The sequence below is a fragment of the Micromonospora sp. NPDC000316 genome, from assembly GCF_042898885.1.
In the GTDB taxonomy this organism is placed as follows: Bacteria; Actinomycetota; Actinomycetes; order Mycobacteriales; family Micromonosporaceae; genus Micromonospora.
Map to the genome: position 1 here is coordinate 199,099 of NZ_JBIAZG010000008.1, position 14,949 is coordinate 214,047.

General features: G+C 70.1%; 20 protein-coding genes. 11 read left to right on the forward strand and 9 right to left on the reverse strand.

Going from position 1 to position 14,949, the window contains the following annotated elements:
* The first annotated feature begins 177 nt into the window (after positions 1-177).
* The 3 genes from ACFY2Q_RS18370 to ACFY2Q_RS18380 all read left to right on the forward strand — a co-directional run bounded on the left by ACFY2Q_RS18370 (position 178) and on the right by ACFY2Q_RS18380 (position 2,076).
* Positions 178-852 (forward strand): DNA polymerase beta superfamily protein, encoded by a 675-nt coding sequence (locus ACFY2Q_RS18370; protein ID WP_387131603.1) that lies wholly within the window; start codon positions 178-180, stop codon positions 850-852.
* Positions 849-1,625, forward strand: a complete 777-nt coding sequence (locus tag ACFY2Q_RS18375) for a DNA polymerase beta superfamily protein (RefSeq protein ID WP_387131605.1) — start codon at positions 849-851, stop codon at positions 1,623-1,625. Before ACFY2Q_RS18370 ends, ACFY2Q_RS18375 begins: the two co-directional genes overlap by 4 nt.
* Positions 1,626-1,776: 151 nt before the next feature.
* Complete coding sequence (locus ACFY2Q_RS18380; protein ID WP_387131606.1) at positions 1,777-2,076, forward strand: ribosomal protein L7/L12; 300 nt, start codon at positions 1,777-1,779, stop codon at positions 2,074-2,076.
* A gap of 22 nt (positions 2,077-2,098) precedes the next feature.
* Here the strand turns inward: ACFY2Q_RS18380 and ACFY2Q_RS18385 are convergent, their stop codons facing one another.
* Positions 2,099-2,716: a TetR/AcrR family transcriptional regulator gene (locus tag ACFY2Q_RS18385; RefSeq protein WP_387131607.1), complete on the reverse strand. Its 618-nt coding sequence runs from the start codon at positions 2,714-2,716 to the stop codon at positions 2,099-2,101.
* A 120-nt stretch (positions 2,717-2,836) separates the two neighbouring features.
* Here ACFY2Q_RS18385 and ACFY2Q_RS18390 point away from each other — a divergent pair, with 120 nt between their 5' ends.
* The 3 genes from ACFY2Q_RS18390 to ACFY2Q_RS18400 all read left to right on the forward strand — a co-directional run bounded on the left by ACFY2Q_RS18390 (position 2,837) and on the right by ACFY2Q_RS18400 (position 5,139).
* Complete coding sequence (locus tag ACFY2Q_RS18390) at positions 2,837-3,682, forward strand: SDR family oxidoreductase (RefSeq protein WP_387131608.1); 846 nt, start codon at positions 2,837-2,839, stop codon at positions 3,680-3,682.
* 84 nt (positions 3,683-3,766) lie between these two features.
* Positions 3,767-4,345, forward strand: a complete 579-nt coding sequence (locus tag ACFY2Q_RS18395) for a TetR/AcrR family transcriptional regulator (RefSeq protein ID WP_387131609.1) — start codon at positions 3,767-3,769, stop codon at positions 4,343-4,345.
* Positions 4,346-4,431: 86 nt separating this feature from the next.
* Complete coding sequence (locus ACFY2Q_RS18400) at positions 4,432-5,139, forward strand: HAD family hydrolase (RefSeq protein ID WP_387131611.1); 708 nt, start codon at positions 4,432-4,434, stop codon at positions 5,137-5,139.
* Positions 5,140-5,566: 427 nt separating this feature from the next.
* Here ACFY2Q_RS18400 and ACFY2Q_RS18405 read toward each other — a convergent pair whose 3' ends face one another.
* From ACFY2Q_RS18405 to ACFY2Q_RS18425, 5 genes are all read right to left on the reverse strand, one after another.
* Positions 5,567-5,845 (reverse strand): hypothetical protein, encoded by a 279-nt coding sequence (locus ACFY2Q_RS18405; RefSeq protein WP_357012540.1) that lies wholly within the window; start codon positions 5,843-5,845, stop codon positions 5,567-5,569.
* A gap of 47 nt (positions 5,846-5,892) precedes the next feature.
* Positions 5,893-6,324, reverse strand: coding sequence for a hypothetical protein (locus tag ACFY2Q_RS18410; protein WP_387131612.1), 432 nt, complete (start codon positions 6,322-6,324; stop codon positions 5,893-5,895).
* 184 nt (positions 6,325-6,508) lie between these two features.
* Positions 6,509-6,625, reverse strand: coding sequence for a VOC family protein (locus ACFY2Q_RS18415; RefSeq protein ID WP_387131681.1), 117 nt, complete (start codon positions 6,623-6,625; stop codon positions 6,509-6,511).
* Between the two features lie 277 nt (positions 6,626-6,902).
* Complete coding sequence (locus ACFY2Q_RS18420) at positions 6,903-7,085, reverse strand: DUF397 domain-containing protein (protein WP_357012596.1); 183 nt, start codon at positions 7,083-7,085, stop codon at positions 6,903-6,905.
* The gene (locus tag ACFY2Q_RS18425) at positions 7,082-7,879 is read right to left on the reverse strand and encodes a helix-turn-helix domain-containing protein (RefSeq protein ID WP_387131614.1); all 798 of its coding nucleotides are present in this window, start codon (positions 7,877-7,879) and stop codon (positions 7,082-7,084) included. The genes ACFY2Q_RS18420 and ACFY2Q_RS18425 overlap by 4 nt, the downstream gene beginning before the upstream one ends.
* A gap of 252 nt (positions 7,880-8,131) precedes the next feature.
* On the opposite strand from ACFY2Q_RS18425, the gene ACFY2Q_RS18430 reads away from it, so the two are divergent.
* Positions 8,132-8,422: a flavin reductase gene (locus tag ACFY2Q_RS18430; RefSeq protein ID WP_387131615.1), complete on the forward strand. Its 291-nt coding sequence runs from the start codon at positions 8,132-8,134 to the stop codon at positions 8,420-8,422.
* 37 nt (positions 8,423-8,459) lie between these two features.
* Here ACFY2Q_RS18430 and ACFY2Q_RS18435 read toward each other — a convergent pair whose 3' ends face one another.
* Together ACFY2Q_RS18435 and ACFY2Q_RS18440 are read right to left on the reverse strand one after the other, a co-directional pair.
* The gene (locus tag ACFY2Q_RS18435; RefSeq protein WP_387131616.1) at positions 8,460-8,858 is read right to left on the reverse strand and encodes a hypothetical protein; all 399 of its coding nucleotides are present in this window, start codon (positions 8,856-8,858) and stop codon (positions 8,460-8,462) included.
* Positions 8,855-9,178, reverse strand: coding sequence for a hypothetical protein (locus tag ACFY2Q_RS18440; protein ID WP_387131618.1), 324 nt, complete (start codon positions 9,176-9,178; stop codon positions 8,855-8,857). Before ACFY2Q_RS18440 ends, ACFY2Q_RS18435 begins: the two co-directional genes overlap by 4 nt.
* 223 nt (positions 9,179-9,401) lie before the next feature.
* Between ACFY2Q_RS18440 and ACFY2Q_RS18445 the strand changes: the two genes are divergently transcribed.
* The 4 genes from ACFY2Q_RS18445 to ACFY2Q_RS18460 are packed head-to-tail and all read left to right on the forward strand — an operon-like array spanning position 9,402 to position 13,728.
* Positions 9,402-10,688, forward strand: coding sequence for an ABC transporter substrate-binding protein (locus ACFY2Q_RS18445; RefSeq protein WP_387131620.1), 1,287 nt, complete (start codon positions 9,402-9,404; stop codon positions 10,686-10,688).
* Positions 10,685-11,665, forward strand: coding sequence for a carbohydrate ABC transporter permease (locus ACFY2Q_RS18450; protein ID WP_387131621.1), 981 nt, complete (start codon positions 10,685-10,687; stop codon positions 11,663-11,665). The genes ACFY2Q_RS18445 and ACFY2Q_RS18450 overlap by 4 nt, the downstream gene beginning before the upstream one ends.
* Position 11,666: 1 nt before the next feature.
* Positions 11,667-12,509 carry a carbohydrate ABC transporter permease gene (locus ACFY2Q_RS18455; protein WP_387131623.1) on the forward strand — a complete coding sequence of 281 codons (843 nt, stop codon included), beginning with the start codon at positions 11,667-11,669 and terminating at the stop codon, positions 12,507-12,509.
* Positions 12,510-12,519: 10 nt separating this feature from the next.
* On the forward strand, positions 12,520-13,728 hold the full coding sequence (locus ACFY2Q_RS18460) for an ABC transporter ATP-binding protein (protein WP_387131625.1): 1,209 nt from the start codon (positions 12,520-12,522) through the stop codon (positions 13,726-13,728).
* Positions 13,729-13,810: 82 nt separating this feature from the next.
* Here the strand turns inward: ACFY2Q_RS18460 and ACFY2Q_RS18465 are convergent, their stop codons facing one another.
* Positions 13,811-14,932, reverse strand: coding sequence for a winged helix DNA-binding domain-containing protein (locus ACFY2Q_RS18465; RefSeq protein ID WP_387131628.1), 1,122 nt, complete (start codon positions 14,930-14,932; stop codon positions 13,811-13,813).
* Positions 14,933-14,949 lie beyond the last annotated feature (17 nt).

A 14,949-nucleotide genomic window follows, 5' to 3' on the forward strand; every position in this document is an offset into this window, starting at 1 on the left:
TCCTCCGTCTCGGGTCGAACACGAGACACCGCCGGCCCGCTCGCTGTGACAGATCGCCGGATGGGGCGGCCCACGGCTGCTTGGTGTCACAGACGGCGCGGCACCGGCCCGGCCCGGCCCGGCCCGGCCCGGAAAAGATCACGCGTGCCGGGCGGGGCTTGAGTAGCGTGGTCAGACGTGAGTGATCTTGTCGAGCGGCGTACCGTCCTCGCCGTTGTGGTCGGGTCGCGGGCGTACGGGCTGCACGGCCCGGATTCCGACTACGACAGGCGTGGTGTGTACGCGGCGCCGACCCGCGCCTTCTGGCACCTGGACAAGCCGCCCACCCACCTCGACGGGCCGGCGGTGGAGCAGTTCTCCTGGGAGTTCGAACGCTTCTGCGTGCTCGCTTTGCAGGGCAACCCGACGGTTCTGGAGGTGCTCTGGTCCCCGCTGATCGAGACGATCACCGCTGACGGGGAAGAGTTGCTTGCGGCGCGGCGGGCGTTCCTGTCGCGCCGGGTCGCCGAGACGTACGGCGGTTATGCCCGGGACCAGCTCAACCGGGTGGCGGCCCGCCGGGAGCGCACCGGGGAAACGAATCACAAGCAGGCGATGCACATGATCCGGCTGCTGGTCGCCGGGGCGCATGTGCTGCGTACCGGGGAGGTCCTGGTCGACGTGCGGCACCTGCGCGACCGGCTGCTCGCGGTGCGCCGCGGTGAGCTGGAGTGGGACGCGGTCACCGCCTGGGCGGCGGACCTGTTCGCCGAGCTTGCCGACGCCGCCGCCACCACCGCGCTGCCGGTGCAGCCCGACCGGGAAGCCGTGGACCGGCTGCTCGTCGCCGTACGGGAGAGGAACCTGTCGTGACCATCGAGGTGCCGTCGTGGGCCGGCGAGGCCGCTCGGGCCCTGCCCCGCCCGTTGCTCTTCGCCACCGTGAGCGGTGCCCACCTGTACGGCTTCGCGTCTGTCGACTCCGACCTGGACCTGCGGGCGGCGCACCTGCTGTCGGCGGAGGAGGTGGTCGGGTTGCACACCGGGCCGCAGACGTTGCAGCACGACGGCGTGCGCGACGGCGTCGAGCTGGACGTGGTCAGTCACGACCTGCTGAAGTTCGCCAGGCTGTTGAACAGCCGCAACGGGTACGTCCTGGAGCAGTTGCTGTCGCCGCTTGTGGTCGTGACCAGCGCGGTGCACGCCGAGCTCGTGTCCCTGGCCCCGCGACTGGTCACCCGGCACCACGCGCACCACTATCTCGGATTCGCCGCCACCCAGGAGGCGTTGTACGCCAGGACGGGGCAGCTCAAGCCCGCGCTGTACACGCTGCGGGTCCTGCTCACCGGGATTCACCTGATGCGGACCGGCCGCCTGGAGACGGATCTCGGCGTGCTCGCGACGAGGTTGGCGTACGTGCCGGATCTCATCGCCGCCAAGCGGGAGGCCGAACACGGCCCGCTCCCCGCGGGCACCGCGCAGCGGCTCGCCGCCGACGTGCCGCGGCTGCGCGCCGAGTTGGAGGCGGCCCGGGACGCGTCGGCGCTGCCGGAGCACGCGGACCCGGAAGCGGTGAGCGCCCTGCATGAGCTCGTGGTGCGGACCCGCCTGGGCGGGCTGGCCGACGGCGTCGTTGTGCGGGGTTAGACCGCGACCTTCCGCCGGGCGCGTCGCGGCGCGGAACCGGCGGGCGAACGTCGCGGGGCCACTGCCCGCGCCCTGTTGGTGATCACGGTGCCGAGGCGGGCGTGGTGTCGGGACCCTCGCCCGTGTTCAATGGCGCGTTATGGAGTGGACCGTGCCAATCGCCGTCGTGTTGTCGCTCGTGCTCGTGTTCCTGGTCGCCGGCGGTGGCCGTCGTTCCGACGCGGATCAGATGGCTCGCAGGCTCGCCGTCGTCGAGCGCAAGCTGGATCTGATCATGGCGCACCTCGACATCCGCGAGCCGGAGCCCGAGGCCCCCGGAGCGGTCCTGCAAGAGCTTCTCGCCGGCCGCAAGATCCAGGCCATCAAGGCGTACCGCGAGGCGACCGGTGTCGGGTTGCGGGAGGCGAAGGACGCCGTCGAGTTGCTCGCCCGGCAGCGCGGCCTGGGCTGACTGTGAGGGTGGCGGGGTCGGTTCAGCGGTCGGGCTGGCGGGGGCGCAAGCCGTTGAGGGCTGTGGTGACGACACGGTCGGCGTACTCGCCGGTGAGCGGCCCGCCCCGGTGCAGCCAGCGGTTGAGCAGAGGCCCCCAGATCATCTCCACGGCCACGTCGAGGTCGAGGTCCTCGGCGAGTTGCCCCGCCTGTTGAGCACTGCGCAGCCGTTGCCGCTTCGCTTCCTTCAACGGCCCGTCCAACCGTTCGACGTAGACGGCGGCGAGGTCGGCATCGTGCGCGATCTCGGTGGCCAACGCCCGCATCGGCTGGTCGTAGCGGGGATCGTTCAGCTCGTCGACGGTGGCGCGTAGCACCATGCTCAGGTCGGCTTCCAGGTCGCCGGTGTCGGGCAGGACCGGGGGCTCGCCCTCGCTGGCGCTGAGCAGGAGGAAGGCGTCGAAGATGACGGCGCCCTTGGACGGCCACCAGCGGTAGATGGTCTGCTTGCCGACGCCGGCGCGCGAGGCGATGCCCTCGATGCTGAGTTTGGCGTACCCGACCTCCCGGAGCAGGTCGAACGCCGCAGTCAGGATGGCCTGCCGCGAGGCTTCTTTCCGGCGGGCCGCGTTGGGCGCGGCTCGGTGCTGCGTCGACATGCGGCGACGATAGCAGACACGAGACGGACCGTATCGTCTTGACTGGTGCATCAGAGGGCCCTAACCTCATCCAGTAGCGAGACGGACCGTCTCGTCTCTGTTGAGGGATGGAGATCGACCGTGCGCCCACCACGTACCTGGTTCATCACCGGCGCCAGCCGCGGCCTGGGCCGCGCCTTCACCACCGCCGCGCTCGAACGCGGCGACCGGGTGGTCGCTGCCGCCCGCACGGTCGCCGCAGGCGACTTCGACGAGCGCCACGGTGACCGACTGCTCGCCCTGCCGCTCGACGTGACCGACCGCGCGGCGGTCTTCGCCGCCGTGGCCACCGCGGTCGAGCACTTCGGGCACCTCGACATCGTCGTCAACAACGCCGGCACCATGTCCCTGGGCATGCTCGAAGAGTTCACCGAGGCCCAGGCGCGGGCCCAGTTCGAGGTGAATGTGTTCGGCGCGCTCTGGGTCAGCCAGGCCGCGCTGCCGCACCTGCGCGCCCGACGGGCCGGCCACATCGTGCAGATCTCCAGCATCGCCGCACTCGGTGGCTTCCCGAGCACCGGGATGTACAGCGCGAGCAAGTTCGCGCTGGAGGGCATGAGCGAGGCGCTGGCGATGGAGGCGGCGACCTTCGGCATCACGGTCAGCATCGTTCAGCCCGGCGGCTACTGGACCGACCTCTACACCAGCATGACCTCCACCAACCCGATGGACGAATACGGTCCGCTGCGCACCGAACTGGAGCGGCAGTGGGCCGAAGGCTCGATCGACAGCGACCCCCGGCTGGCCGCCGAGGCGCTGCTGAAACTGGTCGACAGCGACGAGCCGCCGCTGCGGCTCCTGCTCGGCAGCATGGTGTACGACCTGGCGTTCGACATCTCACGCCGCCGGATGGACACCTGGGCGGGCTGGGAGCAGGTCAGCCGAACCGCCGAGCACGCCGTCCCGGCCGCGGGCGACCCGCACTGACGACCCGTCGGCGACGCCACGACACCAGTCACCAATCCGTCACCGCGCCACCACGCACCGTCTCGTCGTCCTACGCTCGTGGGCGTGTCCGCACCCACGGAAGGCGCCACCGAAGAGGCCCGGCGTGACCTGATCGTCGGGCTCGCGCGGGAGTTGGCCGAGGCCGAGGGCTGGTCGGAGATGAGCACCCGGAGGCTCGCCGAGCGGGCAGCGATCGACCTCTGCGACGTCTACCGGCACTTCGCGGATCTGGATGCGCTGCTCGCCGCCGTCGCCGCATGTGCCCTCGTCGACCTGGCCGCCGATCTGGCGGAGGCGCACGCGGAAGCCACCGGCAGTCCCGAGAGGGCCTGGCCGGCCGTCGCGACCGCGTACCTCGACTTCGCGTACACGAATCCGGAGGTCTATGACGCGATGCTCGCGATGACCCCCGACCTCGCCCTCGGCGTGGATGGTGTGCCGGCCGCGCCCCGGGCGGTCTTCGCCGAGCTGCGGGCGGCCCTCGCCCCGCTGGCCGAGGGGCGGGACCCGGACACCCTCGCCGAAGTGGGCTGGAGTCTGCTGCACGGCGTGGTGATGCTCACCCGGGGTGGCCGCCTGCGACCCGAAGGGCAGGAGGAGCGGGAGGTGATGATCGCGGAGAGGCTGCTGCGGTGGCCGTGACGGCTTGCGGAAAGTCGCTGGGTCCGCTGGTCAACACGCCCTAGAGTTCCGGATCGTCAACGGAGTCCATCACGAGAGGTGGCGGCATGACGGACGCGATGGCTCGACGGCAGGCGCAGGTGCTGGTCTTCGACGCGGACGACACCCTCTGGGAGAACAACGTCGTCTTCGAGCGGGTCATCGACGACTTCCTCGGGTGGCTCGACCACCCCACCCTGGACCGGGCGGAGATCCGGGCGATCCTCGACGACATCGAGCGGGCCAACGCGGTCGCGCACGGGTACGGCAGCAAGGTCTTCCTGCGCAGCCTGGCGGACTGTCTGGAACGGCTGCGCGAGCGACCGGCCACCGACGCCGAGCGCCAGGACATCGACCGGCTGGCTCTGGCGCTTGTGGAGCACCGGGTGGAGCTGATGCCCGGTGTGGCCGAGGCGCTCGACGAGTTGGCCGGTCGGCACGAACTGCTGCTGTTGACCAAGGGCGATCGGGAGGAACAGCAGCGCAAGCTGGACGCGTGCGGGTTGCTGCACCACTTCCGCGCCGCGCACATCGTCGCCGAGAAGAAGGTCGACACGTACCGGTGGCTGACCCGGGAGCACGGCTTCGACCCGGCCGGCGCGTGGATGATCGGCAACTCCCCGAAGTCGGACATCCTGCCGGCTCGGGCGGCCGGACTGAACGCCGTGTTCATTCCGAACGAGAACACCTGGGTGCTGGAGGACGACGAACTGGACCCGACCGACCCGGGCGTTCTGCGACTTGCGGAGTTCCGCGATCTGCTGCGGCACTTCTGACCGATCCGCTGGCCTTCTGCTGCGCGACCTGGTCGGCCTCGGAGCCCGAACAGCGCCAGCGATCATGGGTGCGTTACGCCGACGTGCCGCTTTTCCCCCTTGATATCAGTCACGCCACAGGCGGTCCGGCACGGCTTGTCCGGCCCGTCGCGGCCCGCCTAGCCTGGGTCGGCGCTCACGGTCCTTCGGGGTGTGCCGGGGGCGCACCGGCGGCCGGCGGGTGGGCACCGTGGAGCTGAGTGCGCGGCGGTCGGCTCTCTCCGCCGAGCTGCGGGCGTCGTGTCACGCCCGCGACGGAGTGCCGGAGCTGTCCGCCCCCTGCCGGTCCGCCGGGGGTCAGGGCCGGGTAGTTGCGGACCCGGCCCTGACCACGTCCCGCTCGGGCCAGGATGTCGGCGACGACGTTCGCACGCGCTGACGGCCGGGCTCAGGAGGTCGCGCCGCCACGGACGATCGCCACCGCCACCCGGCAGAACTCGTTCATGTCCGGGTTGAAGCCGGCCGCGATGTCGGGATGCAACCCGGAGCGCGTCTCGTCCAGGAGCCGCTGGCAGACCTGCTCGACCGGTTCGCCGGCATAGCCGGCGCGGACCCGGTCGGTGGCCGCCTGGAGCGCCGAGGTCAGCTGGTCCTCCAGCGGCCCGCGCAACTTCTGCTGCACGCTGTCGAGCCCGCGCGGGTCGAGCGTGACATGTGGCTCCGACATCGGTGCTCCCTTCGTCGGCGTCCGCGATACCCCACCGCGGCCGTCGGTCAAACGCCTGTTGGTACGGCGGTGACCCGCACCTGGTACGAGAATTCCTCCGCCGGCTCCTCCTGGTACGACAAACGGCGGATCTGCCGGTCGTCGTCGTAGAGCGCGACGTCCACAAGGACGCCCAGGTGGGCCAGGCCGATGTTGGACACCCGCTTCTTGTCCTGCAACACGGCGCAGACGCCGCCGAGCAGGGTGCTGGCGTCGGCCGTACGGTGCCCGGGAGGGCAACGTAGGACGAGGTCGACCTCGACCGGCCCGGGCAACGGCGTCCAGCCGGTGCGCTGGGCCGCTTGCAGGGCGGCCTGGAGCAGGGTGCGGACCCTCGTCGCCTGCCGATGCCCGGCAGCGAAGATGGACAACGCTTCGGTCTTGACCGGTGGCAGGCCGCTCACCTCGAATGTCAGGGCGAGAGCGCGGGTGTCCTGCACGACGGCACCTCCTCGTTGGGACGATCCTGCCGAACCGGTGCGGCGGCGGTGGGATGTTCCCGCGATAACCAACCGATCGGGCAGGCTGGGGTCGGCCGAGGCGTGTCGACGGCGGCGGCGAACGCGCCGGCTGCGGCGCTAGGGAAACGCTAGTCGACGCTGCCCGCGCTGGGTAGTCGGCCGCTCACCCGATGGGCCGTGGCGCGAAGGCGCAGAACTCGTTGCCCTCCGGGTCGGCCAGCACCCACCAGTCGGCGTCGCCGACCGGTTCGCGGACCAGCCGGGCGCCGGCCGCGAGCAGCGCCGCCGGTCCGCATCAGGCAACCGCAGATCCAGGTGTACGCGGGTCTTGCCGGTCCGGGGTTCGGGCACCTCGTTCACCCAGATCGACTCGGCGTCGGAGCGGGCGGAATCGGGGGTCGACCCGGGTGTCGTCGCCGCCAGCGTCGGCCAGCTCCCCGTCGAGCACCCGCGCCCAGAAGGCGCCCAGCGAGCGCGGGGCGGAGGCGTGCAGGCAGAGGTCCTTGAAGCGCGCGATGCTGATCCCAGCATGCCTGGTCGGGGTGGATCTGTGGGGGTCAGTGCCGTTTGGCGTAACCGACGAACGCCCTCCAGGCCGCCGGATCGACGTGCAGGGTGCCGCCGTCCCGGTCCTTCGTGTCCCGTACCAGCACCACGTTCGGCAGGTTGTCGGCGACCTCGACGCAGGACCCACCGTTGCCGCCGGACCTGGTCGACTTTCGCCACTGCGGGGTCATCATGTCCATGACTTCGCCACTTCCTTGATCAGCTCGATTGACTGCCGGCGGGGGAGCGCCTCGTTCCGCACGATCTCCCACGTCTTCGCCAGCTTAGCGACGTCCGCTGGCGCATCGATGATCTGCGCGGTGAGCTGGTTGTCGGCGTGGGCTACCCGTGTTCCATCGGGCAACTCGGCGATGATGAACTGGCCCGCCAGCCCCAGGTACATGCCAGCATCCGCAGGCACGATGTGCACCTGAATATGCTCCGCTGCCGCCAGTTGGGCCAGATGCTCACACTGCTCGACCATCAGCCCCGGCTGATCGAGCACCGGCCGGCGGAGCACCGCCTCGTCCAAGACGGCGATGAGCTGCGGCGGGCGCGGGCGGTGCAGGATCGACTGTCGCTCCAGCCGAGAGGCGACGATGCGGTCGACGTCCTCGGCATCGAACCGGCCGCCGGCCAGCGTGGCGCGGGCGTACCGCTCGGTCTGTAGGAGGCCCGGCACGTACGACAGCTCGAACCAGCGCAGCGTGGTGGCCTCGCGTTCGAACTCGATCCACTCGCGCAGCCAGGCCGGCTCGGCGTCGAGTTGGGCCAACCTCTCCAACATGCGCAGGAAGCGCCCGCCGGTCTCGTGCTGGGCGTCGACCGCCCGCATGTACTCCTTCGTGGGGGGTCGTCCGCCGGTCTCCACCGAGCTGACGTGCGAACCCGAATAGCCGATGCCCCTGCCGAAGTCATCCTGGCTGAGCCCGGACCCCGCCCGGAGCAGACGCAGCTCCTCCAGCACGTAGTCGGTGACGGTCCCCATCAATTCCCCAAACTCCGCTCACTGTGGATCGGCGTGTCCGCCGGGGCTGCTCACCTGGGCCGTTGAGCTGCACGGATGCCCTGAGCACGTATCGACGGTAGTCGTGTCACCCCAAACTGTCACCAGTGGCGGGTCCGCTGGTGGCCGGAATTGGCGGCGGCGGGCCCTGCCCCGGGGTCGCTCCCGATCCCCCGTGCGGGAGCGGCCCCGCCCCCCACCCGAGGAGGTCGATGTGTGGAGCACTGTCACGTGGTGGAGCGACCACCAGCACACGATGCGGTGGCGGTGATTGTGGTCCGGCCACCCGTCCCGCACGTCGCCATGCGCCCGCTCTGGCGGTGCCGCAGTTGCGGAAAGGAGTGGCCCTGTCAGCCGGCCAAGCTCGCCCTGCTGACCGAGTACCGGGACAGCCGGACGGCGCTGCTGATCTACCTCGGCACCCTGATGCATGAGGCGACGAACCAGCTCACCCAACTCCACCCGGACCACCCGCCGGCCCGGATGACCGAGCGCTTCCTCTCCTGGGCGCGGGCCCGCGGCTGACCCCGCTCGTACCCCTCCTCGGGCGGCACACCGGAGTTCATCCGGGGAAGTGGATCAGCGGCACCCCTTCGGAGTACCCGGGTCCCTCGCCGGTGAGCACCGCGGCGTCGTGGGTCAGACCCGCCACGGCGGCAGCGGCCAGGTCGAAGCGGTGGGTCCTGCGCTGCCAGAAGGTCAGCTCCGGCAGGTCCTGCGCCCGCTCCGGCAGCAGTGCGCAGGCGGGCAGGCCCAGTAGTTGGTGCAGCAGGGCCAGGTCCTTGCCGGTCGCCATGTTCAGCGCTTCGGCGGCTGCCACCACCGGCACACCGAACCGCACCCCGTCCTCAATCACCTCGTGGACGGGCTCGCCCACGTGCACCGTCCGGAGGACGGCGTATCCCAGCAGAGCTGACCGGTCCAGGATCAGCCGGATTGGAGGCTTCGTCTCCGAGGTCATCCGGCGTCAGCGCGGGGAGCAGCGTCATCGCCGTTCATCTCGGCCTCCATGGCGGCGCGGATCTTGGCGCGTTCGGCTTCGAACCGCTCCAGGGGCCACTCGGCTTCCACACCCAGGCGGCGGGCCCGAGCCTCGGCGACACCCTGCTCAGTGACGTGAATGCCGGCCGCGAGCAACAACTCCTTGTGCTGCTCCACCCGCCTGCGGCGGCGCACCGACTCGGTGACGTAAGCGCTGGCCATGCGGTGGCCCTGGCTCTCCAGGATCTGACTCACGTCCGGTGGGACGGAGATCGTGAAGCGACGCTGCGGCTCTGTCATACGTGCAGCTTACGCCTGTCATACTGCGGCGCCCTCACTCATCCGGCCGGGTCGGTGCAACGGCAGCGCGCGGGCAGGTTTCGTGGCTTCGCGGGTGGGGCAGTGTAGCCGCACAGAGCATCCGAGTCGGGGCGTTTCCGCAGCTCCAGGGCTCGGAAGTCTCGCCGTGCACCGGGGCGCGGATGCCCCTCCCCGGTCTTTCGCCGAAGAGAGGGGGAGGGCGATGACGGACCCCGAAACGGCCCGGCGGCGGCGTCGGCCGATTGTTCGGCTCGGAGCGGCGGCAGCCGCGCTGGCGCTGGTCGCGCCGCTGGCCGCCTGCGGTTCCGGTGACGATGGTGGCCCACCGACGATCAACCTGTACTACTCGCCCGAGCAGAACCTGCAGAAGGTCGTCGACGACTGCAACGCGCAGGCGCAGGGGCGGTACAAGATCGCCTATCGGGTGCTGCCCCGGCAGGCCGATGACCAGCGGGTGCAGATGGTGCGACGGCTGGCCGCCGAGGACAGCGGCATGGACGTGCTCGGGCTGGACGTCACCTGGACCCAGGAGTTCGCAAGCGCCAAGTGGATCCGTGAGTGGACCGGCCAGGACAAGGCCGAGGTCGAGCAGGGCACCCTAGCCGGGCCGCTGGACACCGCCCGCTATGAGGACAAGCTGTACGCCGCGCCGAAGAACACGAACGTCCAGTTGCTCTGGTATCGCAAGGACCTGGTGCCGCAGCCGCCGACGACCTGGGACCAGATGATCGACGCGGCCCAGCAGCTCAAGGACCAGGGCAAGCCCCACCAGGTGCTCACCATGGGCGCTCAGTACGAGGGTCTGGTCGTGCTCTACAACACGATGGCCGAGAGCGCCGGCGGAAAGATCCTCAGCGACGACGGCAAGCAGGCCGTGATGGACGAGGGCACGGTGCGGGCGCTGGACCAGTTGCGACGCCTCGCCACGTCCGGCGTGACGTCGCCGTCCTTCAGCAACGCCACGGAGGACCCGGTCCGGCTGGAGTTCCAGTCCGGCAACGGCGCCTTCCAGGTCAACTGGCCGTTCGTCTATCCGGCGTTGCAGGAGGCCAACCCGGAGCTGGCCAAGCAGGTCGGCTGGGCGCGGATGCCGGGCATCGACGCGAACACCCCGAGCCGGGTGACCATCGGCGGGTTCAACCTGGCCGTCAGCTCGTACTCCAAACACCCGGAACTGTCGTTCGAGGCGGCCCGGTGCCTGCGCAGCCCCGAGCACCAGAAGTTCTCCGCCATCAACGACGGCGTGCCGCCGACCATCGAGGCGGTCTACGACGAGCCGGAGATGGCCGAGGCGTACCCGATGAAGGACACCATCCTGGAGGAGCTGAAGGAGCCGGCGACCCGTCCGCTGACCCCGGCCTACCAGAGCATCTCCACAGTGATGTCGGCGATCCTGTCGCCGCCGTCGGCGATCCGCCCGCAGCAGACGGCCGACGAGTTGCGCGACGCCATCTCCGATGCCCTCGAATCGAAGGGTGTACTGCCGTGAGCGTCAACGCCACACCGGCCGGCGCGGACACCGTCGCCGAGGAAACCACGCCACCGACCGTGCCGGCCCAACGCGGTGGTCGTCGCAAGCCGCCGCTGAGTGAGAACAAGAAGGCCGAACGCAAGCTCGGCTGGTTGCTCTGCGCGCCGGCCGCGTTGGTAATGGTCGCGGTGACCGCGTACCCGATCATCTATTCGGTCTGGCTGTCGTTGCAGCGCTTCGACCTGCGCTTTCCCGACCAGCGCGAGTTCATCGGCCTGGAGAACTACGTCACGGTGCTCACCAACGAGTTCTGGTGGACGGCGTTCGGGGTGACCATGCTGATCACGGTGGTCACCGTGGCCGTCGAGCTGGTGCTCGGCATGGGGTTGGCGATCATCATGCACCGCACCCTTGTCGGGCGTGGCCTGGTGCGGACCTCGGCGCTGATCCCGTACGGGATCGTCACCGTGGTCGCGGCGTTCTCCTGGCGGTACGCCTGGACGCCGGGCACGGGCTACCTGGCCAACCTGTTCAGCGACGGCGCTCCACTTACCGAGCGAGCCAGTTCGCTGGCGATCATCATGCTGGCGGAGATCTGGAAGACCACCCCGTTCATGGCGCTGCTGCTGATGGCCGGGTTGGCGCTGGTGCCGGAGGACCTGCTCAAGGCCGCCTCCACCGACGGCGCGACGGCGTGGCAGCGGTTCACCAAGGTGATGCTGCCGGTGATGAAGCCGGCGATCCTGGTCGCGCTGCTGTTCCGCACCCTCGACGCGTTCCGGGTCTTCGACAACATCTTCGTGTTGACCGCCGGCGGCAATGAGACCTCGTCGGTGTCGATGCTCGCCTACAACAACCTGATCCGGGGTCTGAACCTCGGCATCGGCTCGACGATGTCGGTGCTGATCTTCATCACCGTGGCGATCATCGCGTTCGTCTTCGTGAAGCTGTTCGGCACCGCTGCCCCGGGCAGCGACGACTCCGAGAGGCGCTGACATGGCCACCGGTACCGCAACCACCACCCGGGCGAAGCTGCGTTGGGGTCTGCTCGACGTCCTCGTGATCGTCTTCGCGCTGGTCCCGGTGCTGTGGATCGCGTCGCTGTCGTTCAAGACGCCGGCCACCCTGACCGACGGCAAGTTCATTCCGCGCGAGTGGACGCTTGACAACTACAAGTCGATCTTCGACACCGACCAGTTCGTCCGCGCTCTTGTCAACTCCATCGGCATCGCCCTGATCGCCACGCTCATCGCGGTGGTGCTCGGCGCGATGGCCGCGTACGCGATCAGCCGGCTGGACTTCCCCGGCAAGAAGCTCCTGGTCGGTGTGTCCCTGCTGATCGCCATGTTCCCGCAGGTGTCACTGGTGTCGCCGCTGTTCGAGATCGAGCGTCAACTCGGCCTCTTCGACACCTGGCCCGGGCTGATCCTGCCGTACATCACGTTCGCGCTGCCGCTGGCGATCTACACGCTGTCGGCGTTCTTCAAGCAGATCCCGTGGGATCTGGAGAAGGCGGCGAAGATGGACGGCGCCACCCAGGGGCAGGCGTTCCGGCGGGTGATCGCCCCGCTGGCCGCGCCCGGGTTGTTCACCACGGCGATCCTGGTCTTCATCTTCTGCTGGAACGACTTCCTGTTCGCGATCACGCTGACCTCCACCGAACGCGCCCGTACGGTGCCGGTCGCCCTGTCGTTCTTCACCGGCGAGTCGCAGTTCGAGGACCCCACCGGGGCGATCTGCGCCGCCGCCGTGGTGATCACCGTTCCGATCATCCTGTTCGTTCTCTTCTTCCAGCGCCGCATCGTGTCCGGTCTGACCTCCGGCGCAGTCAAGGGATAGGTGGAAAGTCATGGCTGACATCGTGCTCGACAAGGTGAGCAAGAGTTTCCCGGACGGGACCGTCGCCGTGCAGGACGTCGACCTGGAGATCGCCGACGGCGAGTTCGTGATCCTGGTCGGACCCTCGGGCTGCGGCAAGTCCACCACCCTCAACATGATCGCGGGCCTGGAGGACATCAGCTCCGGTGAGCTGCGCATCGGCGGCCAGCGGGTCAACGACAAGGCTCCCCGGGACCGGGACATCGCAATGGTGTTCCAGTCGTACGCGCTGTATCCGAACATGACCGTCCGGGAGAACATGGCGTTCCCGCTGCGGCTGGCGAAGCTCGACAAGGAGACGATCAACTCCAAGGTCGACGAGGCCGCGAAGGTGCTGGAGCTGACCCCGCTGCTGGACCGCAAGCCGGCCAACCTCTCCGGCGGGCAGCGGCAGCGGGTGGCGATGGGCCGGGCGATCGTCCGCCAGCCGAAGGCGTTCCTGATGGACGAGCCGCTGTCGAACCTCGACGCCAAGCTGCGGGTGCAGATGCGCACTGTGGTGTCCCGGTTGCAGAAGCAGCTCGGCACCACCACCGTCTACGTCACCCACGACCAGACCGAGGCGATGACCCTCGGCGACCGGGTCGTGATCATGCGCGGGGGAGCGGTGCAGCAGGTCGGGCCGCCGCAGGAGCTCTACGACCACCCGCGCAACCTCTTCGTGGCCGGCTTCATCGGCTCTCCGTCGATGAACTTCCTGCACGCCGCAGTGCAGGACGGCGGGCTGCACACCGCACTGGGTGACGTGCCGCTCGGCGACCGGGTGCGCCGCGAGTTGGAGGCGGCCGACGCGCCGCGCGAGCTGATCCTCGGCATCCGCCCCGAGCACTTCGAGGACGCCGCTCTTGTCGACGACGACACCCGACGCCGGGGCCTGGAGTTCGAGGCGCCCGTGGAGATCGTCGAGTCGATGGGCTCGGACAAGTACGTCTACTTCACCGTCGAGGGCGAGAAGGCCACCGCCGCCGAGTTGGAGGAGTTGGCCGCCGACGCGGGCGCGGCCGACTTCGCCGGGGCCGGCGGCAACCTGGTGACCCGGCTGTCCGCGGAGTCGACGGTCGCGGAGGGGCAGCCGCACCGGGTCTGGTTCAACCTGGAGAAGATCCACCTGTTCGACCCGTCCAACGGCCGCAACCTGACCCTGCACGAGGGCCGGGCGGCCGGCGCCCTGGCCGACTGAGGGCGTCCGTCGTGGTGGGGCCGGCGGGCGAACTCGCCGGCCCTCGCCGATTCCCGCGTCGCGTGTGCGGTGGGGCAGGTGGTCAGGGCCGCCAGTCGAAGCGGGGAGGCAGCCCGAGGAAGTCCGCGTACCGGCCCAGCGCCTGCTCCACCCGGGCCCGCGCGGCGGCGTCGAGCGCTGTCAGCGGCTGGATCGTGATGGTGACAGCGGTCCGGCCGATCTTGCGCTTCCACACGCCCACCACCCGACCGGCGCGGACCACCGTGGCCTGGAAGACACCGTTGTTGCCCGGCACCACGGCCGCCTGATGCGCGGGGTCGAGCATCAGGGTGCGGTCCCGGTAGCCGAGCAGGTATTCGTCGAAGCCGGGCAGCACGAGCATGTCGTCCACTGGCGTGCGTACCGCGTCGGTAAGCGCGGTGTCGACGAGCGCCGCGTCGACGTACGTTGGCTCGCCGTCGACGCGTACGGTGCTGAGCCCGTCGGCGGCGACCAGGCCGCGCCGCGCGTCGGTGAGGGTGAGGCCACTCCAGCCGGCGAACTCGCGGGCGGTGACCGGCCCGTGCCCGCGAGCGTAGCGGTGGGCGAGCATGGCCAGCGCCTCGTCCCGCTCCGGTCGGCGTGGCTCGGGTGCCCACTCGTCGAGTAGGGCGAAGGTCTGCTCGGTGCCGACGGTCGGGGCCAGACAGGTCACCCCGCGCACACTCGAATACCAGAGCAGGTGGTAGCCGCGCTGGCCGTCGGTCGCCACCCCGGCCGCGCGGAGGGTCGCCAGGCACTGCGCCCGGGTGAGCCGACCGCCGCCGGCCAGCGCGGCGCCCAGGACGTCGACGGCTCGCTCCGCGTCGTCGTCGGTGAGCTCCAGGCGGGCTCGACGGGCCGCCAGGCCGGCCAGCGAGCGGACGCCCGTGAGCTCCAACATCCAGCGGGCGTCGGCGGGTGGGACGAGGTGCACGGTGCCGCGCATCGGCCAGGTGCGCAGGGCCTCGCGGCGCTCCAGGGCTGCCTGCACGTCGGCCATGTTGTGCCCCGGCAGCCGCGCACCCAACGACCAGAGGCCGCTGGCCAGGTCCTGCGCCTGCATCGCGCCGAACCACTCGACCACCTCGGCGACGGTGCCGGGTCGGGTGCCCGGATGCGGGCGCAGCAGCAGGCTTGTCATCCGCAGGGTCAGCGCGTCGGCCGCGCTGAGGTCGGCGGTCATGGCGCCCCTCTCGGTTG